General features: G+C 42.1%; 24 protein-coding genes, 1 rRNA gene and 1 pseudogene. 10 read left to right on the top strand and 16 right to left on the bottom strand.

Features of this window, described 5'->3' with window-relative positions:
• Positions 1 to 85, top strand: a 5S ribosomal RNA gene (rrf, locus tag FTT91_RS12930); the annotation flags it as partial.
• Positions 86 to 231: 146 nt separating this feature from the next.
• Here the strand turns inward: rrf and FTT91_RS12925 are convergent.
• On the bottom strand, positions 232 to 1,611 hold the full coding sequence (locus FTT91_RS12925; RefSeq protein ID WP_180169579.1) for a dihydrolipoyl dehydrogenase: 1,380 nt from the start codon (positions 1,609 to 1,611) through the stop codon (positions 232 to 234).
• A 153-nt stretch (positions 1,612 to 1,764) separates the two neighbouring features.
• Between FTT91_RS12925 and FTT91_RS12920 the strand changes: the two genes are divergently transcribed.
• The gene (locus FTT91_RS12920; RefSeq protein WP_180169578.1) at positions 1,765 to 3,765 is read left to right on the top strand and encodes a hypothetical protein; all 2,001 of its coding nucleotides are present in this window, start codon (positions 1,765 to 1,767) and stop codon (positions 3,763 to 3,765) included.
• 150 nt (positions 3,766 to 3,915) lie between these two features.
• Here FTT91_RS12920 and FTT91_RS12915 read toward each other — a convergent pair.
• Both FTT91_RS12915 and FTT91_RS12910 read right to left on the bottom strand, forming a co-directional pair.
• Positions 3,916 to 4,337, bottom strand: a pseudogene (locus FTT91_RS12915) (beta-lactamase hydrolase domain-containing protein).
• Positions 4,330 to 4,665, bottom strand: a complete 336-nt coding sequence (locus FTT91_RS12910; protein ID WP_180169577.1) for a TIGR01244 family sulfur transferase — start codon at positions 4,663 to 4,665, stop codon at positions 4,330 to 4,332. Before FTT91_RS12910 ends, FTT91_RS12915 begins: the two are co-directional and overlap by 8 nt.
• Before the next feature lie 123 nt (positions 4,666 to 4,788).
• On the opposite strand from FTT91_RS12910, the gene FTT91_RS12905 reads away from it, so the two are divergent.
• From FTT91_RS12905 to FTT91_RS12895, 3 genes are read left to right on the top strand one after another with little or no spacing between them, the layout of a single operon-like run.
• Positions 4,789 to 5,685 carry an alpha/beta hydrolase gene (locus FTT91_RS12905; protein WP_180062490.1) on the top strand — a complete coding sequence of 299 codons (897 nt, stop codon included), beginning with the start codon at positions 4,789 to 4,791 and terminating at the stop codon, positions 5,683 to 5,685.
• Positions 5,686 to 6,117, top strand: a complete 432-nt coding sequence (gene trxC, locus FTT91_RS12900; RefSeq protein WP_104853053.1) for a thioredoxin TrxC — start codon at positions 5,686 to 5,688, stop codon at positions 6,115 to 6,117.
• A 27-nt stretch (positions 6,118 to 6,144) separates the two neighbouring features.
• Positions 6,145 to 6,588: an acyl-CoA thioesterase gene (locus FTT91_RS12895; RefSeq protein WP_171525313.1), complete on the top strand. Its 444-nt coding sequence runs from the start codon at positions 6,145 to 6,147 to the stop codon at positions 6,586 to 6,588.
• 66 nt (positions 6,589 to 6,654) lie between these two features.
• Here the strand turns inward: FTT91_RS12895 and FTT91_RS12890 are convergent, their stop codons facing one another.
• Positions 6,655 to 7,164 (bottom strand): DUF4442 domain-containing protein, encoded by a 510-nt coding sequence (locus FTT91_RS12890; RefSeq protein WP_104853054.1) that lies wholly within the window; start codon positions 7,162 to 7,164, stop codon positions 6,655 to 6,657.
• Positions 7,165 to 7,176: 12 nt separating this feature from the next.
• Positions 7,177 to 7,665 (bottom strand): YajQ family cyclic di-GMP-binding protein, encoded by a 489-nt coding sequence (locus FTT91_RS12885; protein ID WP_004976234.1) that lies wholly within the window; start codon positions 7,663 to 7,665, stop codon positions 7,177 to 7,179.
• 92 nt (positions 7,666 to 7,757) lie between these two features.
• Between FTT91_RS12885 and FTT91_RS12880 the strand changes: the two genes are divergently transcribed.
• Positions 7,758 to 8,072 (top strand): rhodanese-like domain-containing protein, encoded by a 315-nt coding sequence (locus tag FTT91_RS12880; protein ID WP_004976235.1) that lies wholly within the window; start codon positions 7,758 to 7,760, stop codon positions 8,070 to 8,072.
• 79 nt (positions 8,073 to 8,151) lie between these two features.
• Here FTT91_RS12880 and mnmC read toward each other — a convergent pair whose 3' ends face one another.
• Genes mnmC through FTT91_RS12860 form a run of 4 tightly spaced genes read right to left on the bottom strand, consistent with a single transcriptional unit; the run spans position 8,152 to position 11,495 of the window.
• Positions 8,152 to 10,053 (bottom strand): FAD-dependent 5-carboxymethylaminomethyl-2-thiouridine(34) oxidoreductase MnmC, encoded by a 1,902-nt coding sequence (mnmC, locus tag FTT91_RS12875; RefSeq protein WP_180169576.1) that lies wholly within the window; start codon positions 10,051 to 10,053, stop codon positions 8,152 to 8,154.
• A gap of 37 nt (positions 10,054 to 10,090) precedes the next feature.
• Positions 10,091 to 10,546, bottom strand: a complete 456-nt coding sequence (locus FTT91_RS12870; protein ID WP_004976237.1) for a hypothetical protein — start codon at positions 10,544 to 10,546, stop codon at positions 10,091 to 10,093.
• Between the two features lie 5 nt (positions 10,547 to 10,551).
• The gene (locus FTT91_RS12865) at positions 10,552 to 10,854 is read right to left on the bottom strand and encodes a YciI family protein (protein ID WP_004976238.1); all 303 of its coding nucleotides are present in this window, start codon (positions 10,852 to 10,854) and stop codon (positions 10,552 to 10,554) included.
• Between the two features lie 29 nt (positions 10,855 to 10,883).
• Positions 10,884 to 11,495, bottom strand: coding sequence for a septation protein IspZ (locus tag FTT91_RS12860; RefSeq protein WP_004976239.1), 612 nt, complete (start codon positions 11,493 to 11,495; stop codon positions 10,884 to 10,886).
• Between the two features lie 45 nt (positions 11,496 to 11,540).
• Between FTT91_RS12860 and FTT91_RS12855 the strand changes: the two genes are divergently transcribed.
• Positions 11,541 to 12,395 carry a PHP domain-containing protein gene (locus tag FTT91_RS12855; RefSeq protein WP_180169575.1) on the top strand — a complete coding sequence of 285 codons (855 nt, stop codon included), beginning with the start codon at positions 11,541 to 11,543 and terminating at the stop codon, positions 12,393 to 12,395.
• A gap of 105 nt (positions 12,396 to 12,500) precedes the next feature.
• On the opposite strand, the gene FTT91_RS12850 is transcribed toward FTT91_RS12855, so the two are convergent.
• Positions 12,501 to 13,409, bottom strand: a complete 909-nt coding sequence (locus FTT91_RS12850) for a bestrophin family protein (protein ID WP_004976242.1) — start codon at positions 13,407 to 13,409, stop codon at positions 12,501 to 12,503.
• A gap of 68 nt (positions 13,410 to 13,477) precedes the next feature.
• Positions 13,478 to 14,176: a DNA repair protein RadC gene (radC, locus tag FTT91_RS12845; protein WP_104853058.1), complete on the bottom strand. Its 699-nt coding sequence runs from the start codon at positions 14,174 to 14,176 to the stop codon at positions 13,478 to 13,480.
• A gap of 113 nt (positions 14,177 to 14,289) precedes the next feature.
• On the opposite strand from radC, the gene coaBC reads away from it, so the two are divergent.
• Positions 14,290 to 15,564: a bifunctional phosphopantothenoylcysteine decarboxylase/phosphopantothenate--cysteine ligase CoaBC gene (gene coaBC, locus FTT91_RS12840; protein ID WP_004976244.1), complete on the top strand. Its 1,275-nt coding sequence runs from the start codon at positions 14,290 to 14,292 to the stop codon at positions 15,562 to 15,564.
• A gap of 77 nt (positions 15,565 to 15,641) precedes the next feature.
• Here coaBC and secB read toward each other — a convergent pair whose 3' ends face one another.
• The 4 genes from secB to rsgA all read right to left on the bottom strand — a co-directional run bounded on the left by secB (position 15,642) and on the right by rsgA (position 17,983).
• On the bottom strand, positions 15,642 to 16,100 hold the full coding sequence (secB, locus tag FTT91_RS12835) for a protein-export chaperone SecB (RefSeq protein ID WP_004976246.1): 459 nt from the start codon (positions 16,098 to 16,100) through the stop codon (positions 15,642 to 15,644).
• A 34-nt stretch (positions 16,101 to 16,134) separates the two neighbouring features.
• On the bottom strand, positions 16,135 to 16,389 hold the full coding sequence (gene grxC / locus FTT91_RS12830; protein WP_004976247.1) for a glutaredoxin 3: 255 nt from the start codon (positions 16,387 to 16,389) through the stop codon (positions 16,135 to 16,137).
• Between the two features lie 33 nt (positions 16,390 to 16,422).
• Positions 16,423 to 16,830: a rhodanese-like domain-containing protein gene (locus FTT91_RS12825; protein ID WP_004976250.1), complete on the bottom strand. Its 408-nt coding sequence runs from the start codon at positions 16,828 to 16,830 to the stop codon at positions 16,423 to 16,425.
• A 94-nt stretch (positions 16,831 to 16,924) separates the two neighbouring features.
• Positions 16,925 to 17,983: a small ribosomal subunit biogenesis GTPase RsgA gene (gene rsgA, locus FTT91_RS12820; RefSeq protein ID WP_096902409.1), complete on the bottom strand. Its 1,059-nt coding sequence runs from the start codon at positions 17,981 to 17,983 to the stop codon at positions 16,925 to 16,927.
• 123 nt (positions 17,984 to 18,106) lie between these two features.
• Between rsgA and orn the strand changes: the two genes are divergently transcribed.
• Positions 18,107 to 18,664: an oligoribonuclease gene (gene orn, locus FTT91_RS12815; protein ID WP_004976254.1), complete on the top strand. Its 558-nt coding sequence runs from the start codon at positions 18,107 to 18,109 to the stop codon at positions 18,662 to 18,664.
• 210 nt (positions 18,665 to 18,874) lie between these two features.
• On the opposite strand, the gene FTT91_RS12810 is transcribed toward orn, so the two are convergent.
• Positions 18,875 to 19,750 carry a metal-dependent hydrolase gene (locus tag FTT91_RS12810; protein ID WP_180062486.1) on the bottom strand — a complete coding sequence of 292 codons (876 nt, stop codon included), beginning with the start codon at positions 19,748 to 19,750 and terminating at the stop codon, positions 18,875 to 18,877.
• A 132-nt stretch (positions 19,751 to 19,882) separates the two neighbouring features.
• Here FTT91_RS12810 and FTT91_RS12805 point away from each other — a divergent pair, with 132 nt between their 5' ends.
• Positions 19,883 to 20,947 (top strand): AraC family transcriptional regulator, encoded by a 1,065-nt coding sequence (locus FTT91_RS12805; protein ID WP_104853059.1) that lies wholly within the window; start codon positions 19,883 to 19,885, stop codon positions 20,945 to 20,947.
• Positions 20,948 to 21,322 lie beyond the last annotated feature (375 nt).

Below are 21,322 nucleotides of genomic sequence, written 5' to 3'. Positions count from 1 at the left end.
GATCCCTTCCCGAACTCAGAAGTGAAACCTCTTCGCGCTGATGGTAGTGTGGGGTTACCCATGTGAGAGTAAGTCATCGCCAGCTCATTATTCTAAACACCCTCAACTAGCGTTGGGGGTGTTTTTTATGCGGGAAAGAAAAGTAGAAAAAGAAAGGAAAACATAAAAATGAAGGCAAAATAAAACCATCAGGGGGTGGTTTTAAAGAGTAAGCATACTTTCTAAATTTGATTAGATTTCACGTAGTTGTCGACGTGCATGTTTAAATGCTGTTCTTAAACCCTCTTCTAGTGTTGGATGGTAGAACGGTTTATCTAAAATATCTTCAAGTGTGAGTTCTTCATCAATCATCCAAGCCAATAAGTGCGCCATGTGCTCAGCAGCATCCACAAATAATTCAGCACCTAATAACTTTTGACTTTTATTATTAATATAAACTTCAATCGCACCTTTATTTTTTCCCAGCACCAAAGCGCGACCTTGTTTTTCATAAGAAACAAAGCCTGTCGTAAATGCAATATTTTGCTCTTTCAGTTGTTTATAGTTTTGTCCTACAGATGCCATTTCAGGTGAGCTAAACACAATACCCATGGGTGTTAATGCTTTAATATTTTCAATATTTGGAAAGCTTAAACAATTATGCACGGCTGCACGCCCTTCATGTGCTGCTTCATGTTGAATGGGAGTATTCGTGTGTGCATCACCCACAATAAAAATAGCATGCTGTCCGAGTTGTTTGGTATGAGGATCAATTGGGAGTTGTTTGATGTTGTTGAAACTTGTATCAATATTTTCAAGATGAAGCTGATCTAAATAGCTGCGTCTACCCGTAGCAACCAATACATAATCGGCAGTTAAGCTTTGTATTTGTCCATTTTCTTGATATTCAATTTTCACGCCTTGTTCTGTTTTTTGTAGTTGTGTAGGCAAGGTTTCAAATTTGATATTCAATTCTCGACTGAGTGTATCTTGTGCAATGGTTTGTAGTTCTGGGCTGCGGAGTGAACCAACTTTACGACTACGGGCAAAAATAGTGGTATCTACCCCTAAGCGTTGCATAGCTTGAGCCAATTCGATTGCAATTACACCACTGCCAATGACGGCCAAAGATTGGGGTAAGTTCTCTAATTCAAAGATTTGATCTGATGTGATTAAGCGTTCGCCTAAGTTTTCTTTCCAGGCTTGGTCATAAGCAGGAGTAGAACCGACTGCAACAATAAAAGCTTTTGCCTGATATTGCTGTCCATTCACTTGAATTGTATGGGCATCTATGAAAGTCGCAAAGCCTGAAATCTTATGGGATGCTTCCCAACGATCTACATCTTTTTGTGTGGCACGGGTAAAACGATCACGTAATTGGCGTACGTGCGTCATGATTTGGGATGTATCAATTTTTGCATCTACCGTGAGTGCAACTTCTTGTGCATGTTGAATGTCGTGTATGCGATTGGCACTAGAGATGAGAACTTTACTAGGCATACAACCAACACGGGCACAGGTGGTGTCCCATGGACCGTGATTGATGATGAGTAGGTTTTGGGTGTATTTAATCGCTTCTTTATAGGCGCTAATGCCTGCGGTGCCTGCACCAATAATAATGAGGTCGTACATTTGTGAGCTACTTCATGTAATAAATAAATTTAGGCTAACACAAGCAAAACATTTATCATGCTTTTATTTACATAAAGCAGTAACTATGGTTACATAGCACCCAATAAATATTTATAAAAACTCTCTATATATTGAGAGTTCTAGGGGGATTTCATGTTTAATAAACAAACACCTTTAAAGTTGTCTGCCATTGCTATTTCTATTTTACTTGCAAGCTGTGGTGGCGGTGGTAGTGACGGGTATTATAACCAAAATGAAAATACTACTGGTGGAGGTTCGGGTACTGATAACGGTATTGAAACACCAGTAGTTGCTAAATTAAATATCACTAATGTTGAAGTTTTTGACAACAATAATCAAAAAACTACAGCTTTAACAATTCTTGGTGCAAGTGCGAGTGTAAAAGTAACTGACCAAAATGGTCAGCCAGTAAGTGGTGCATTAGTAACATTCACGGGCGAAAATATTAGTTTTGAAACTTCAAATGCTACAGTGCTCTCAAATGCTGATGGAATTGCAAAAATTGGAATTAAGCCTGTAGATGAAACTAAAACTGGTATTTTTAAAATTGCTGCAAATGCAGAAATTGGTGGTAATACTGCCAATACAAGCGATACCTTTGTATCTGTTGAAGCTCTGAAAACTAAGTTTGATAATCTTGTATTTGATAATTCAACTATTGATGCAGGTGGTTCTGTTAAAATTAGTCTAAAAACTGTCGATAGCTCGACAGATATTGCACAAAATAATGTGCAAGTAACTTTTAGCTCAGATTGTGGAACGTTTACGAATAACACAGTAAACTCAAATCAAGGTTTAGTTGAAACAACTTATACTGCCATATCTAACGGAGGCCAATTATGTAATGGCACTCAAGTTATTAGTATTAGTGCAAATAATGGTGCAACGACGACTACTAAGAATATTACAATTAATCCGATTAAAGCCAATTCACTTGTATATACTTCAGGTGAAGTTAAGTTAGGTGCCGCTAATAGTGGTTCTAGTGCATCTGGTAAGGTTGAATTTACAGTATATTCAAATAATCTGCCTGCTAAGAACCAAGCTGTATTGGTTGAGCTGATTTATGCGCCAGATGATCTTAGTTTTATTACATTGCATAACAGAAAAGAAAAAACAATTCAATCTAATGATGAAGGTAAGATTGTCGTAGATATCTTCCCTGGTAGCATACCAGGACCTGTGGAGCTTAAAGCCACCCTTGCTAGTGATACAAGTGTTACAGCATTGACAAAAGATGTTTCTGTTGCAACAGGACGTGTTACACAAAATGGTTTGAGTCTATCCGTAACTAAGAATGCATTACAATGGGATATTGATGGCGACAAAGCTACGATTGTTGCGCTTTTACGAGATCGTGTTGGTAATAAAGTCCCTGATGGTACAGTTGTAAGTTTTGTTACAGAGGGCGGAAGTATTACGCCGAATTGTTCAACAACTGATGGCGAATGTAGTGTTGTTTTACAGACTCAGAACCCACGTCCAACTGATAATCGCGTAACCGTTTTAGCTTATGTTGAAGGCGATAAGCAATATATTGATAAAGATTCTGACAATCGATATACAGCTGGCATTGATGAATTAGTAAGTAATATTGGTGATTTCTTTAGAGACGATAACGAAAATACTATTTTTGAAGCAGCTTTAGGTGAGTTTTTATATAAACGTGGGGCAGTGGGGAATATCTGTGCAGTCAGTACTTTTGCTCAACCAAATATCTCAGGAACATGTAATTCAGAACTTTCTGCAGTAATACGTCAACAGTTAGTCTTCTCATTTAGTAATGATGTGCCAACAATTAAAGATGTAGCTGTGACTACAAGCAAAACAAACTTTACGTTCAAGCTATTTGGTAATAGCGCGCAATCTGTTCCTATGCCGACTGGAACAACAGTAGCCGTACAAGCAGAAGATAATACTAAAGATAATGAAAAATCATGTTCAGCAGAGTTATGGAGTGGTAATGCAACCGTTCCAGCTCGGTTTAATTTACTAACGCCATCAACATTTGCATCGAGTACACAAGTAAATTATTCATACCGCTTAAAAGAATGTGATTCGGGGGATAGTTTAATCTTGACTGTAACAGCTCCGACAGGACAAATTACAAAACAAGAATACACGATTAGTTAAAATAAAAAAACAGCGCTTCGGCGCTGTTTTTTTATGGGAATCTAATTTAAAAATTAGAGCGAAGTCCCCACATTCACACCCACCGTCGGGCGTACTTGCATAGAACTACAAGCACTCAGAGCCAAGACACACATCACCACCAATAAAACTTTATTCATGCAACAAACCTTGAGATTTTGCCTGATGAAATAACGCACTAGAACGAGCGCCACTACGGCAAATCATCAGAATGGGTTTTGGAAGCTCATTATAATATTTGGCGAATTCAAGAATGTCTGTTTGAGAAATTTTACCGCTATTAACGGGCTGATAAATCACACTGATCTGAGATTTTTCTGCGATATTGCGTAATTCACTCACCTTGACTGCATTGCCCATCTCTTGATCAGGGCCGTTCACAATCACAGATTTAAAACCTTGTCGCATCAACTGTGAAAATTTGGCAGCATTCATCTGACCTGCAACACTGACTTTGCTATTTAAGCCTTAGCATCGTTTTGAGCGTGACTCAGCGAGATACTGCTACAGATCAGAATACAGCAAAATACATATTTGAGGATGGGTTTAGTCATCCAACAAATCCATTTGTTTAGCTAACTGAAATAAGTTGTTTGAGCGGTTACCCGTACGGCAGAACATCAACACAGGTTTTGGCAATTCGTTATAGTGATTGGCAAAAGTACGCACATCGACTTCAGTAATTTGACCAGACACCACAGGTTGAAAGACATAATCTAAGCCTGCTGCACGTGCAGCTTCTTCAATTTGCGCACTGGTTGGTTGCTCAGCACCACCTTCCATATCTGGGCGGTTATTAATAATTGACTTAAAGCCTTTCTCTACAACTTGGCTCACATGTTCAGGACCAATTTGACCCGCAAAACCGACTTGTTCAGACATGGGAATACTCCATCATTTTATTCATGACAATATGCTTTATGATAGCATTAAGCAGATTCAAGAGCAGAATGTTCTGAAATATTTATAACGACGATAACGATAAAATAACGCAATGGAGCGCTTATGCATTCCTATACGGTCGAGCCTTTATATGTCAAAAGTGATCACGAGGTGATTGCTGCAGACTTTTATCGCCCTAAATCTATAGAAAAACCCGCGGTGATTCTGATGGCGCATGGTCTAGCAGCCTTGCGTCATTTTAAATTGGTGCAATACGCACAGCATTTTGCTCAGGCAGGCTATGCCGTGGTGTTATTCGATTATCGCTATTGGGGCGGAAGTACGGGGCGTCCACGTGAGTTGGTATCCATAGAGGCGCAGTTAGACGACTGGCGCAGCATGATTTCACATATCGCGGAACGTAAGTCGATTGATGCCAAACGCATGATTCTGTGGGGAACTTCTCTGAGTGGCGGATATGTGCTGAGTTTGGCCTCACGCTTACACAATATTGCCGCGGTCATGGTACAAGTGCCTTTTGTAGATGGTGCGGAAAGTGCCAAGTTATATCCTTTGCAGCAACTTCCGAAAGCCCTAAAAATTTCCAGTCAGGACTATATGGGAGCAAAGGTGGGGATGTCACCCAAAACGCTTGCAGTGGTGGCGCAAAAAGAACTATGTTTTTTACCGACTGCAGACAGTTATGCAGGTTATATGTCCATTGTGAACCCCGACCATTACTGGAGTGGGGAAATTCCTGCTCGGGTGTTTTTTAATTTGATTCGTTATCGCCCCATTCAAGAAGTGCGGCATATCAACATTCCTGTGTTATTTATTGCCGCACAGCGTGACAGTCTGATTCCAATTGAATCGAGTCGTGAAACGGCCACCAATATTGCGCCTTATGTGCAATATGAAGAGTGGGATATGCAACATTTTGATATTTATCATGGTGAATGGTTTAAAAAAGTCATTCAGACCCAATTAGAGTTTTTACAGCAACTGTTTGGAGTTCAGTAAATGATTATTGTATGCCCTGAATGCGGTGCAAAAAACCGTGTACCTGAAGATAAATTATCTGCCAATCCTGCATGTGGGCAGTGTCATCAAGCGCTGATTCCGCTTGCACCCATTGAATTGAATGAGCAAAATTTCAGTAATTTTATTCAAAATAGTGACTTACCTATTCTGATTGATCTTTGGGCGGACTGGTGTGGTCCTTGCAAGATGATGGCACCACATTTTGCAACAGTTGCCAAGCAAAATCCGCAGGTGGTGTTTGCCAAAATTGATACCGAGGCCAATCCACGCTTAAGCAGTGCATTCCATGTGCGCAGTATTCCAACACTGGTATTGATGAATAAAAGCAATGAAATTGCTAGAATAAGCGGTGCGCTACGAGCGACTGAATTACAACAGTGGTTGGATCAGCAACTCAACGCCCAGTCTTAATGCACTGTTCGTGCTAATTTAATGCAAATGTCCGGAGTGAACGTGTCAGATTCTCATGCAAAACCAGAGGGAGTGCTTTCCCTACAAACAATTGCCATGCCAGCAGATACCAACTGGAGTGGAGATGTCTTTGGAGGCTGGATCGTGTCACAGATGGACTTGGCGGGTGCAATTCATGCCGAGCGCTTTAGTAAAGGGCGCTGTGCCACGATTTCAATTAACCAGATGACTTTTTTGGTGCCTGTGAAAGTGGGCGATGTGATCAGTTGCTATACCAAAATTTTGAAAGTGGGCAATACCTCAATTCAAATGCAAATTGAAGTGTGGGACAGCCATGATGATTCACGTGAAGCAGTACGTGTTACCGAAGGGGTGTTTACCTTTGTTGCAGTAGATGTCAAAGGTTCAAAACGTCAGATTCCTGAAGAATCCAAACAGAAGTTTTTAGAGGCGCAGGCGAGCCAAGCGTAGTTATTTTTAAGTGACTATAAAAAATCCCAGATCTGTAATCTGGGATTTTTTGCTTTAGAGAATATCTTAGGCTTGTTTCTGCTTTAAATGTGCTTTTGACACCCATGCCCACAACATTTCACACTGAATCGGAGCTTCGCCTGATTCATCAATCACACTGACATTGACCAGTGTTTCACCTTTGTCGGTGCTGTGCATGAGTTGTTGCTGTTCTGGGCTGAGTGTGGCAATGGCTGTCATTGCACCTTGAGTTGGACGTTTAAAGTCCACTTTCAGGCTTTTAATCAGCACAATGGCACTATCAGGTACATTCATAGCAGTCACAAAACCTGTAGCAGTTTCGGCAAGCAGCGCCATAGCACAGGCATGTACCTGTCCAATATGGTTTTGCATGGCTTTATGATTGGCAAGACTGACCACCACTTGCGATGGGGTTACTTCTTGATAGCGAATTTTCGCAGTGCCCACCATCGGCACGACACGACCAAAGGCTTGACTCAAAAGGCGGCTTTGAATGCCTTTCGGCAATTTTGATGTTGCTTTGACCAGTTTGTTTAAGCGATTGGTTGGTGTCATGACATCCCCAAATTAATCTTTAAAGTTGTTAAATTGCAGTGGCAGACCAAATTGTTGCTCTTTCAAGAACGCCATTACTTGTTGCAATGTGTCGCGTTTCTTGTCGGTCACACGAATTTTGTCACCCTGAATAGAAGATTGCACTTTAATGCCACTGTCTTTAATGGCTTTGTTAATTTTTTTTGCGGTATCTGAGTCAAGACCATCTTTAAGTTTGATCACTTGAATCACATTTTTACCTGATGCGGTCATTTTTTGTGGGTCAAGCGCCTGAATGTCGACTTTACGCTTATAGAAGTGATTTTCGAGCATGGTATACACTTGCTCACATTGGAAATCACTTTCAGTGGAGATTTTAATCTCTTTGTTTTTTTCATTGAGGTCGATAGAAACATCCTGACCACGAAAATCGAAACGAGTACCGATTTCTTTTTGTGTGTTTTGAACCGCATGATTCACTTCAAAAAGTTCTAATTCAGAAACAATATCGAAAGAAGGCATAATGAAGACCTTTGCAAATGGAAACAATATCTGAGATGCTAGGGATGTTTTCTTCATTTGCCAAGTGTTGTTTTACATCAAAGGAGTGCGCAATGATCCGTAAACAAGAAATTACAACATTTGAGTTCCCAGCTGACGCGATTATCTGGGATGTACGTGATGCAAGTGCTTATGCAGAAGCTCATGTTAAAGGTGCTGTGAATCAGCCAATTAACGATCTATCAGCAGAGAGTCTTACTCAGGTGTCGGCGGATCAACCCATTTACATTTTATGTGGTGGCGGAAGTAAAGCCCCACGTGCAGCGGAAAAACTAGAAGGTTTGGACAGCTCACGTGAATATGTTGTTTTAATGGGTGGTACACGTGCTGCGCGCGACGCAGGCATGCCTTTGGAACAAGGTCACTAAGTATCATCAATATGAAGAAAGCGCCGTAAGGCGCTTTTTTGTTGGGTATCGTTTTATTTCTATTTTCTCTAAGCGAGCGTTAGCTTGAAGGTGGAGGAGCTTTAAAATAAGGCTTCTTGGTTTTCACCTTTTTCTGAAAACGTGTAGCTGCCAGTTTTTGTACTAAGTTTTTAGGTACAGCGCAGGCTTCTGCTAAAACTTGTGCCGCCAGTATTTCACTGCACAACGGGGCAAATAAAAAGCCTTTAGAACCGAGTCCTGCAAAGCTGTAAATTTCCTGATCATCACGCATTTTGCCAAGTAGGGGAAAATAATCCTTACTTTGGGCGCGTAGCGAAGCGCGACCTTGCCAAGTATCTACGGGTGCTAAGTTTTCGGCATACGCAGGAAAGACACTGTGGATAAGTTCGTAGTTATGCACATGGTCTTCTGCCAAGACGTCACAATCTTCCCGATTTGGATAAAACGATGCACCTAAAATCAGTTGATCGGCATTGAGCTGCATGCAATAGCCGCCATAGCTATAGGCTTGTGATAATGGCAAAGCCTGATCTGTATTATTTACCCAGCTAACTTGCCCACGAATGGGTTTAAGCACAGGGTAATGCTCAAAAAAAGCACCGCTTTGCAGCGCTGCACAGACGATGACATGATCAAATGTTCCAAGTTCAGTATCTACGCTGTGTAAGATCAGTTGCTGTGCTGTCGTGGTGATTTGTTTAATTTGAGCTTGCTGAAACTGAATGTGTGGATGCGCAAGAATTTCATCACGCAGTTGATGTGGAGAAACTGCTCCTGCTTGCAATAAGCTTAAACTGGCAAAGTCGCTTTGTGGCGTAAGTTCGGTTGCACTCTGTGCTGCTAAAATACCTTTTGGGTATTGTGTGGCTAAATCCAGCAATTCATCGGCATGTTTAAGTGCCAGTTGATGAATCTGCAACGGACGAAATGCTTTGAATGCGGCATAGTGATTTAAAGCATGTTGCCATGCCAAAGTCATTAAATGATCAGCACTTTGATGAATTGGGCAAAGTTTTGGGTTTAAGAGTGCCAAAGGATTGCCAGAACCGCCTGCAAGTGGCGCTGTTTGGTCATAGAGCGTGACTTGATGCCCTCGTTGGGAAAATGCCCACGCACAGCTTAAACCCGCAATTCCTGCGCCTATGATCGCAATATGGCGCTGTTGGTTGTTTGTTGTGGTATTTGTTGTAATTTGAGTTTCGTTCTGATCGGATATTGGCTCTATTTCAGGCGCTTGCCAGATGGCTTTCAGCATTTCCCGTTTATGCCCAAAACCGCGTGGGCGGGTGATGTGAATACCGTGTTGTTTTAAGCCACGTTTGAGTACGCCTGCCACACTAAATGAGGCAAAAGTCGTGCCATAATCGGACAGTGCTACAATCGGGTTGAGCACGGTTTCCTGCCACATATCGGGGTTACAGGCGGGTGCAAAGCCATCTAAAAACCACGCATTGACAGGAGCAGTTTTAGCAATGACAGGAAAAACTTCCTGAGCATCGCCTAGCCATAAATCTAAGCTAAAGCGTTCATCTGGAAAGTTTAAACGATGACAGCCTGCAATAGCGGCAGGGTATTGCTGAATCAGCTGTTCAGACAGATGACTGAGTTCGGGCCAAGCCGCTAAGGCACGTATAAGATCGGCTTTGCAAAGTGGAAATTTTTCGACAGAAATTGCGTGTAAATGGCTGCGATTATTGGGACGTACCTGTTGCCATAATTGCCAGAGCGCTAAAATATTTAAGCCTGTACCAAAGCCTGTTTCGCCTACACAAAAATATTCAAAATCATTCAGCGCTGCTAAACGGATGGGTAAGTCATTGCCCTGTAAAAACACATGCCGTGTTTCTAATAAACCGTTGTCTTTAGAGAAATACACATCGCCAAATTGTTTGGAAATGGGCACATCAATACCATCGACCAGTTGCCAATCCAGCTCGGCAGTTTGAATAGGCTGAAACAAAACCAGAGTACCTTAAATCAAGAGGTGAATGCTCACCTTACCATTGGCGGCGACGTTTGGTATAGACATAGCTAGCAATTAAGAAGCCCAGCAATACGCCAACCGCGAGTGTTGCAGCACCGTATAAAAACATTTGCGCACTGCGTTCACTTTGCAGTACTTGAACTTGCACGCCTAAATTATCGTTTTTAAGTTGCAGTTCCTGATTCTGTGCCAAAGCATCGAGGTTTGCCTGTTCAAGTTGTTGCAAACGTGTGCTCTGATCTTTAATCAAGGCTTTGGTTTTAGCTTCCTGAAGGGCTTTATTTTTGGCAATTTGTTCTGCAGTCAGGGGCTTATCTTGTGCAGGAGTAACCCCATTGGCTGTTGCTACAGCTGCCGTGTTGGTCACAGCAGCAGGAGCAGGTGCAGTAGGTGTGGTTGTGGCTGGCTCAACTGCATATACAGGTGAACTGAGCAGAACAGCAACAACACTGGCAACAACGAAACGCATAGCGCTTATCCTTGAGGGAATGCTTTATTGAATGGCTTAACGTCAATGTGGCTATATACGCCTTCTTTTAAGAAAGGTTCATCTTGTAGCCAAGCATCGAGTGCTTCACGACTGTCAAAATCGACAATCATGGTGCTGCCATAAAAGCCTGCTTGTGGATTGCTTGGGTCTTTTGGCATTGCCCCCGCCACAATTAAGCGACCTTCGGCATCGAGTTGTTGCAAACGTGCAAGATGTGCAGGACGGGTCGCAAGACGTTTTTCCAGTGTACCTTCACGGTCAGTACAACTCAGAACAAATAAAGGCATAGTTACTCTCGAATATCGCAGATCAGAAATTATTCAGATGTTTTAAAGTATTTGCGCAATACAATAAACTGCACAATGATAAAGGAAAACATCACAATCATGTCACCAAAAGCAGTGAATTCGCCCCAATATTTTCCGTCCATAAATAAAAATGCAAAAAATACGTGTAGGAAAGACATGACTGCAAACATGGCTGCCCAAGTATAATTCAGGTTTTTCCAGCCAGCTTCGGTCAAGTTGAACACAGGCCCAAATAAGCGTTGAATCAGTGGTTTACGGTCTTTGCTGAACCATGGTGATAGCAAAAAAGCACCTGCAAATACAATGTTTAAAATGGCAGCTTTCAGGCGAATATAAAAGTCATCGCTTAACATTAAGGTAACGCCACCAAAAATTACGGTCATAAACAGCACAATCCACTGTTGTTTATCTAAACGGAATTTTTGCATGATGAACAATGCGCCGTACACCACTAACATCGAGATGATCAGACCTGTGGTGGCCACCAAAATATGGTTGTTATCGACACCGCCTGCAGAGCCGATCAGTTGTAGTAATTGATGATTAGTGTCTTTTGGATCTACAGTTTTGTATAAATAAAAGAAAATAATGAGGGGCACAAAGTCTAAAAGTGCTTTCATGTTAGAGTATCTAAATCTGATCAAATAAATGACATAGTATAAGTGATGCACGGCGTAGATTTACATACACACAGTAATATTTCTGATGGAACTTTGTCACCTGGAGAATTGGTGTCTGCGGCAATTCAGCAGGGCATTCATACCTTGGCATTGACTGATCATGACACAATGGATGGGCTGGCTTTGGCAGAGCAAGCGGCTCAGGGGCAAGATTTAAAGATTATTTCGGGAGTGGAAATTTCCAGTCAATGGTCACGTCCTGCCACTAAAAAAAGCTATAGCGTGCATGTGGTGGCGCTAAACATGCAAAATCCTGCACCTTTACAGGCGCTGCTGGAACAGCAAAAACAAATTCGTGCAGAACGTGCCAAACAAATTTGTGATTTACTCACTCCGCTGATTGGACAAGATATTTATAATGATGTACTTCTTAAAGTCGAAGGCGTAGCAGATCGGATTACCCGTACGCACATTGCCAAAACCTTACAAGAAAAAGGCATTGTAACGCGTGTGCAGCAAGCATTTGATAAACACATCAAAGAAGGCAAAAAGGCTTATGTGAAATTTGATGGCTTGAGTTTGGAAGATACGATTCGGGTAATTCATGACAGTCAGGGTTTTGCCGTGTTGGCGCATCCAACCCGTTATGATTTATCTGCGACCAATATTCGTTATTTGATTGAAATTTTTGCCAAATATGGGGGTGATGCAGTGGAATTGCCGCCTAATATTGACCCTGCATCGACCCGTCAAATGGTGGATCGCATGATTGCTGAACATGGTCTAAAAGTATCTGTCGGCAGCGATTTTCATGGTGAAAATATGCCGTGGATTAAATTGGGCAATATTCCGCGGGTGAAAGATGGTCAAATTGGGATTTGGGAGAGTTTTGTTGAGTAACTCCCTCATCCCAACCTTCTCATATAAGCAGATGTGATATCCATTATTAAAATTTAGAAAGGATAAAAACTCCTTCTCCCTCTGGGAGAAGGTTGGGAAGAGGGTCTAAAGCAAATTATTGTCCTGTGCCTGAATTGGTGGTGGCGTTGGTTTACCCAACGTACCCAATAATTCAATTTCAATGGTTCTTACCATGGCATCTAAAGGTAAGTCATTGCTTTGCGTGCCAAAAGGTTCTTCAATTTCAGAACTGAGCGCATCCAGACCTAAAAAAGTATAAGCCAAAATACCGACCAAAAGCGGAGTCGCCAATCCGAGTGTAGACCCTAAACTAAAGGGCAACATAAAACAGAAAAAGTACACTGTTCGGTTAAGTAGGACTGAATACGCAAAAGGGAGCGGTGTGGTAGCAATACGGTCACAACCCGTGAGTACCAAACTCAGCTCTGTGACGTGTTGATTCATTTGTGTGTAAATAATATCGGAAATTTCGCCCTCTTTAAGTGCTTGCATTAACTCCCATTGAATCAAACTGAGCGTGTATTGCGGCGCATTGGCTTGTTGATACAGTTGGGTAATTGCTTGCTGACTCATGCCACTGGTTTGAATTAACTCGGTTGGATTGGCAGTTTGATGACGCAGGCGGTCGCGCAAGACATTGGCAAATACAATGACGTGCTGAATGACGCGTTCACGTCGTGCTTGACTAAGTATACGGCAGTCGCGGTCAAAGTGGCGCGCGTTGGCAATCAGCATGCCCCAAAGTTTACGTGCCTCCCACCAACGGTCATAACAGGCAGAGTTTTTAAAGCCCAAAAAAATCGACAGCACCACCCCAATTAAAGTAAAGCCAACCAAAGGCAATTCTGGAAAATGAAAATAACCAATATAAGACAAACCGCCAATAATGGTGGAGATCAACATCACCACGCCCAAAGGCGGTAAGACCTTCGGTAAAATCGTGCCCCGCCAAGAAAACAGTAAGTTAAATACACTGGGTTGATCGACTATCATTTTATTAGAATCATCACAATTTTTTGATGATCTTCTGTGCTTGTGCAGGCTTTGTCAATATGCAAATTTTAAGTGTGCTCAAATTTAAGCAGTTGTTGTTCGGCAAAGGAAAAATTACCTTCACTTGAGATGATACAGTGATCGATCAAACGCAGCTCTAGCAACTGACAGGCTTGCTGAATCTGCTGCGTCAGGATTAAATCTGCACGTGAGGGATGTGGCAATCCGAAAGGATGATTGTGTGCAATCACAATCGCCGTAGCGTGTTGGCTAATTGCAAAACGCAGCAATTGATTAATAGAAATTTCACACGAATTCACTGCGCCATAAAATAACTTTTTAAAGCTGATTTTGCGTAAACAGGCATCTAGACAAAGTACCGCAAACACTTCTTGGGTTTCGCCCAAAAGTTCAAAACGCAAATACTCCATCAAACGTTTGGAGTTGCTAAGCTCTAGCGCATCTTGTTTTAAATGTTCAGCCACATAACGCCGTCCGAGTTCTTTAACTGCCATGAGCTGTGAATATTTACTGTTACCCATGCCGTGAAATTGACACAACTCGGCAATGGGTGCATCGAGTAAAGTAGTGAGATTGCCAAAATGCTGAATTAGCAATCGTGCCAACTCCACCGCAGAATGTTGTTGCGAGCCTGAGCGCAGGAAAATAGCCAGTAGTTCGGCATCGGACAAACTTGCAGCACCATTTTGAATCAGACGCTCACGTGGCCGTTCTTGTTCAGGCCAATGTTTAATAGATAAATGCATTGTTATTTGACTTTTTTATTCTAAATTTGAAACTTAAATCCCAACAGATCTCTTGGGAATGACATTATTTAATGCTATTGTGAGCGCCACTGCAACAAAAAGGTGGCTTATTTGTGAGCTTCGATTTAAGCGTCCTCCCTCATAAAAACATTATTTTAGCTGTGACAGGCGGCATTGCGGCCTATAAAAGTGCGATTTTAGTGCGTCGTTTAAAGGATGCGGGGTTTAGTGTTCGCGTGGTCATGACCAAGGGGGCACAAGCTTTTATTACACCGCTGACCTTTCAAGCACTGTCAGGCAATCCAGTACATACCGAATTATTAGATACCGAAGCCGAAGCAGGCATGGGGCATATTGAATTGGCACGGTGGGCCGATTTAATTTTGGTTGCGCCCGCCAGTTGCGACACCTTAGCCAAATTTGCTGCAGGTCTGGCCGATGATTTGCTCAGTACTTTATATTTAGCCACCACTGCACCAGTTTGGGTTGCACCTGCCATGAATCAGCAAATGTGGGCAGCCAAAGCCACACAGCGTAACTTAACCACTTTGGTGGAAGATGGCGTGCATGTAATTATGCCCGATGCGGGCGAACAAGCCTGTGGAGATGTTGGTTTAGGGCGTATGCCAGAACCTGAAGATTTGGCGCATCAGGTGACGCAGTATTTTCATCAGGCACAGCGTGCTTTGGTGGAAAAATTTGGCATGTTGGCAGGCAAAAATGTCACCATTACAGCAGGCCCAACCCGCGAAGCTTTAGACCCTGTGCGTTATATTTCTAACCATAGTACAGGCAAAATGGGTTTTTCTTTGGCTGCAGCCTGTTATGCAGCAGGGGCAAAAGTCACGCTTATTGCAGGCCCAGTTAGTTTAGATACGCCAAATGGGGTACAGCGAATTAATGTGTCTTCTGCAATTCAAATGCTAGATACCAGTTTGCAGATGCTTGAACAAGGCTGTGATATTTTCATCGCTACAGCCGCGGTGGCAGATTACCGCGTGGCAGAAATTGCGGAACACAAAATTAAAAAATTAGGCGATGAGCTGAATGTGGCGTTGGTCAAAAACCCTGATATTGTTGCGACCATTGCACAACAGGAAAAACGTCCGTTTATGGTTGGCTTTGCTGCAGAAACCCGCAATGTAGAAGAGTATGCAGCAGGCAAGTTGGTGGCGAAAAAACTGGATATGATTGCCTGCAATGACGTTTCCCGTGCCGATATTGGTTTTGCTTCCGATGAAAATGCCATGACGGTATTTTTTGCCGAAAGCTACCGTATGGAAAAACGCGATTTGGAAAAAGCCTCGAAACAGGAAATTGCGCAGCAATTGGTCGAAGCGATTCATGATGCTTTATATCGAGATCCATCTCAGGATGATGATTTTTAATTTTGATCGTCCATCAGCAAACGGATGACATAAAAAACCGCTGAAATTTCAGCGGTTTTTTTATATCCAATCGCGAATTAAGCTTGACCTTCAGCTGCAGCGGCTTGAGCACGTTGCATATTGGCTTCAAACTCGGCATCGAAGTTGATTGGCGTTAACAATAATTGTGGGAAGCTGCCTTTGGTAACCATATCATTCACTGCTTCACGCAAGAATGGGAACAAAATGTTCGGGCAGTATGCGCCAAGAATGTACGGTAAACGCTCTTCTTCAACGCCATCAATCAGGAAAATACCAGCTTGGGTAACATCCACAATAAATGCAGTATCGCCAGCGTTGTTGGCTTGAACCACAACTTTTAATGCTACTTCAAAGTGGGTTGGATCAATTTTTTCTGCAGAAGATGACAGGTTGATGTTCAATTCAGGCTGCCATTCTTTGGTAAATACTTGTGCCCCAGGAACTTCAAAAGAAATGTCTTTGGTATAAATACGCTCTAATGCCAATTGTGGTTGAGCTTGTTGTTCTTCACTCATGTTAAATCCTTAAGAGTTGGTTATCGTGTTATGTTTATGCCAATAATTGATCAAGCTTGCCTTCGCGATCTAACGCATATAATTGGTCAAAGCCGCCAATAAATTGGTCATTGATGAAAATTTGTGGAACGGTACGATGATTGGTACGTTGCATTAATTCAACGCGTACTTCAGGCGCTTCATTCGACAAATTAATTTCTTTATAGGCAACGCCTTTACGCTCAAGGAGTTGTTTTGCACGAATGCAGTATGGACATACAGTCGTTGAATAAATAGTGACTTCAGCCATGATTGTTCTCCTTGCGAAAAATATTGGGTAAAACTATTTGCTTTTTACTAAAGGTAAACCTTGTGCTTTCCAGTTGCTAATACCGCCATCTAAACGATAGGCATCGGTATGTGCGACCTGTTGTAAAGCACTGCCTGCAACCTGACCCAAGTTACAGATAAAGACCAATGGACGATCTGAGGTTTTTAACTCTTCAACATGCTTGGTAATTTGGCTATAGGGAATATTGCGGCTACCACTGATATGACCTTCACGAAAATCTTTGGCATCACGTAAATCAATCAACATGGCATTTTTAGCTTTGACTAAAATACCCAAAGATTGTGGGGAAATTTTGCGACCATTGCGTTGACCTTCTAACACAAAGAACAACACTACCAATACAGCCAGCGTCCCAAATAAGAAGGGATGATTCCCCATAAATTCGAACCAACGTTCCACAAGTCACCTAATTACAATGTCAAAATTGTTCAAGAGTATAGCGTATAAATATGGCGATCAAAAACACCGCTTCAAGGGCAGCGCCATAATAAAATTAATTTTTTTGTTGCGCTTCGGCAATTTCATCACACAGTCTTAAATAACTGTCTAAACGACGCGATAATATTTCACCTTCTGCAGCAGCCAGTCGCAGCGCACATTGCTTTTCATGTTTATGGGTACAGTTGCGGAATTGGCAATGCCCCAGCAGGTTTTCAATTTCAGGAAAACCATTTTGAATTTTATCTTGGCTTAAGTGCCATAAACCAAATTCACGAATCCCCGGTGAGTCAATTAAGGCTGCACCATCTCCAAAGCCAATTAAGCGGGTAGAGGTTGTGGTGTGTTGTCCAAGTGCTGAGTTTTCTGAAATGATATTGGTCTTTTGCGCCGCTTCAGGCACGATGGCATTAATCAGCGAGCTTTTCCCCACACCCGATTGTCCAACAAAAGCCACCGTTTCACCTGCCAAACGTGCCGCCAAATGCTCTAAATTCGCATCGGACTGGGTTTGCATGACTTCATACCCCAAGTCTTGATATTCCTTAAGCAAGTCTAAAATCGGGTCGTTTTCTTTGAGCAAATCAGATTTGTTTAAGACCAATAAGGCGGGAATATCGGCATCGGCACAAGCAACCAAATAGCGGTCAATCAAGCCCGGTGCAGGTTCAGGCAAAGGCGCAAAAACAATCACAATCAAACTGATATTGGCGGCAACAGGTTTAACTTTGTGATAACGATCAGGTCGGGTCAATAAAGATTGGCGTGGATGAATCGCGGTAATAATCCCTAAACCTGTATTCGGATCGGCTTGCCATTTGACCCGATCTCCCGTCACCAATAATTCTAAATTGGTGCGAGTATGACAACGCCAAATGCTGCCTATTTCGATAGGTTTCCAAAACGGTTCAGGCTCACCTGCGTGCACCACAGGTTTTTCAGGATGAATTTCAGGAACAGATAAAGCCTGCACTTCTAATTGACGACCATAGTGTTGTACCACCAAGCCTTCTAAATCATGTGAAGTGTCAATGTCTGCCTGACGTGACTTGTGTTGTTTTTCAATTCGACGTTGCTGTTGTTCAGTCAATCGACGCTTACGAATTAAAGCCATTCATATCCTAAAAAACCATGAACTCAGGATGGCAAAAATAGCATGAAGCGGGGGCACAGTTACAGCCAAGAAGCAAGAAATTTGCTACTATGTTGTTTTTAAGCCGAATAAGATTGCACATTTATGAGCAGCACGCCTGATACTCGCCTCATTTGGATTGATTTGGAAATGACAGGTTTAGATACCGATAACGACCAAATTATTGAAGTGGCTACCATTGTGACCGATGATCATTTAAATATTTTGGCAGAAGGTCCTGTGCTGGCTGTGCATCAACCTGATCGTATTTTAAATGCCATGGATGAGTGGAATACACGTCAGCATGGACAATCGGGCTTAATTGAGCGTGTGCGTCGCAGCAAACTCACTGCGCAGGATGCAGAACAGCAAACTATTGAGTTTCTGAAAAAATGGGTTAATCCTAAAACATCGCCAATGTGTGGCAACTCAATTTGCCAAGACCGCCGTTTTTTACACCGTTTAATGCCTGAATTGGAACAGTACTTCCATTATCGTAATTTGGATGTTTCATCAGTGAAAGAGTTGGCAAAGCGCTGGCGTCCAGAAATTATGAGCGGTTTGAAAAAGAATGCGTCGCATTTGGCGATGGATGATATTCGTGATTCGATTGCCGAGCTGAAATATTATCGCCAATACTTTTTTATTATGAATCAGGACTAAAACCTTTTTCTGCGTAGGAGATGGAGCTGTAACAGTAACAGCGATCTCTTACGCTTAAACTGTGTTGGTCACTCATAAATAAGAAATAATAAGATATGACTCAGCATTGCCTTATGCCTTACTTTATATAAAGATATTAGAGGCAAGTTTGTATAAAGCTAAGCAATGCTTAGGTGTTCATTGGTTAAAAGCCAAGCAAAACCAAAAGCTTTATTTTCCTGCCTGCCAAAATGCTTCTCCTGCCTGAATTGGATCACCTGTTTGCGCTAAAGTCTCAAGCCAGACATCATATTGCGCGATGATTGGATGTTGGCTAGGGTGAAAGTCAGGTTTAAACCAATCACGATATTGTGATTGCATTTTGCGTAATTTCCCTTGTTTGCCAAACAGCCATTGCAAGCCACGTACATTCATTTTAAGGCGCTGGATACGATTAAACCCATCGCATTTCAGCATGACATTGGCGCGGTACAGGGTAAATCCGAACATTAAACCTGTGGTCAGCACCAACGCCATTTTTCGGGTCACTTCAGGCACATTGCCCACCTGTTGCATCACATCAAACGCCACATCACGATGTTCCATTTCTTCAATCGCATGCCATGCAAATAAGGCGCGGACATAAGGATGTGCATCTTGTAGCGTGTCTTTTTCGCCATAAAAAGTTTCTGCCATAAGTGCAGTTAAATGTTCCGCAGCCGCTGTCATGGCGATGTTGTATTGGGGCGAGCGATATTTCAGTTCAAACTTAAACACTTTGTTTAGACGCTGAATAAACTGATCTACAGGCATGCCTTGATCTTTCATAACCTGATTCATTTTGTCGTGTGCAATGCCGTGCTGAGCTTCTTGCCGAATAAAATCGGCAACACGTTGTTTTAAGTCTGGGTCTTGAATTTGATCACGGAACAAACGTACCGATTGAATGAAATAACGCTCGCCATCAGGAAAAGTCAGGCTTAAAGCATCAAACATGCGGGTCAAAAACGGGTCACCTGCAAACCAGTAACGCGGCACATCGGCTAATTTAAAATCGAGATTGCTGCGTACTATGGGCGCAACATGATATTGGACAAGTGCATTCATTTTATTTTATTTCACTCTGGTCAATCCTGTTTGCAGTATGTCGGGCTTTGGCAGATTTGTTTTGACAGTATTTGCCAGTTTTTATACATTAAACGACAAAAGAAAATGATGCATGTCAAAATGAGCAAGCACATGAGCGAAATTCAAATTCCAAATGGCTATTATCAACTTTGGTTACGCTATTTATCTGCACAGGGCAGAGTTCCTGAGCAGCTTGGATTTTCGCCTGCACAATTGCAGCATTTACAGCATGTGTTGGCATTGCCTATGGATACCCAATCGTCTTATCAATTTTTTAATGAGATCATCCAACACAGTATTCAGTTTTTAGATTGTCCAACGCTTGTTTTTGAATTGGCGCGTTATATTCAGCCTGAACATTTTGGTGTGCTCGGCTATATGGCATCGCGTAGTAATAGTGTTGCAGAAGCCCTTCAATATATGATGCGTTTTAGTCGTTTGGTGGTAGATGGTACGGCAGCCGTACCGATGCGACTGGAACAACAACCAGATGCTTTATATTTATCATGGCCATTGGTGGATGAAAAATACAGCTTGGTTCATGAAATGACTTTTGCCTGTATGACTCAATTGGCCATGCAAATTTTTGATTTTCAACACTCTCCGATACGGGAGATTCATTTTGCCCATGCACCGCGTATGGCGATGCTGCATTATGAAAAGTTTTATGGTTGTAAGGTTTTATTTAAGCAAGCGGAATATCAAATTGTTTTAAATTTAGAAAGCCTCAGTTTAAAACCACAGCAAGCCGATCCCTCTTTAATTCATTTACTCACCAAACAAGCTGAAGATGCGATTGCGTTAAAACCACAATTAGAAACCGTGCAGCAGCAAGTCCAAGAGCAGGTGGCGCATTATTTACGTTATGAACAGCAAGTGCCGAGCATTGAATGGGTGGCGCAGCGTTTATTTCGTTCAGGGCGTACGTTACAGCGTCAGCTTAAACAGGAAGGTACGGGTTTTAAACAGATTCTTGAAATAGAACGGATGCAGCGCTGTGAAAACTTACTGCGACAAAATGTGAGCCTAAGCGATATTGCACAGTTGTTGGGTTATTCAGACCAATCGGCTTTGGCGCGTGCCTATAAAGCCTGTACAGGACAGACCTTGCTAAAACGTAAACAGCAGTTGCAGCAAGCTGAGGATGCACTTTCTCTACAGCAAAATACGCCATAAATAGTATGGATTGGCTCATTATCAACAGGTGATTTCGCGCTAAGAGATTGAAAATAAGCTGTGTGTAGCCATGACCGAATCAGCTTTTGCAAGGTTGATAAAGCCTAAGATAAAACCTGAAGTTGTTTATTTTTATCAATATTTTTAAATTTAAAAGCACGATTGAGCAAGTTTCAAAAACCGATAAGCAGGCAAAATTAGGCATCTTTGATCATTGAGAAAAAAGCGCAAATATCAGTAAATGTAGCCTCGCGGTTGTTCTGAATAAATCGTTTTGCAAACAGAAATGCAGCAACTCATGCCTGTGCGCTATTCATTGAGTAAAAAATAGCGTTACAATGGGTCAATTTGTATTTCTACAATAGCAAATGTCTC

The organism is Acinetobacter sp. YH12021 (genome assembly GCF_013420145.1).
Taxonomy (GTDB): domain Bacteria; phylum Pseudomonadota; class Gammaproteobacteria; order Pseudomonadales; family Moraxellaceae; genus Acinetobacter; species Acinetobacter towneri.
The sequence above is the reverse complement of the archived record's forward strand: the minus strand, read 5'-3'. Positions and strand labels throughout refer to the sequence as shown.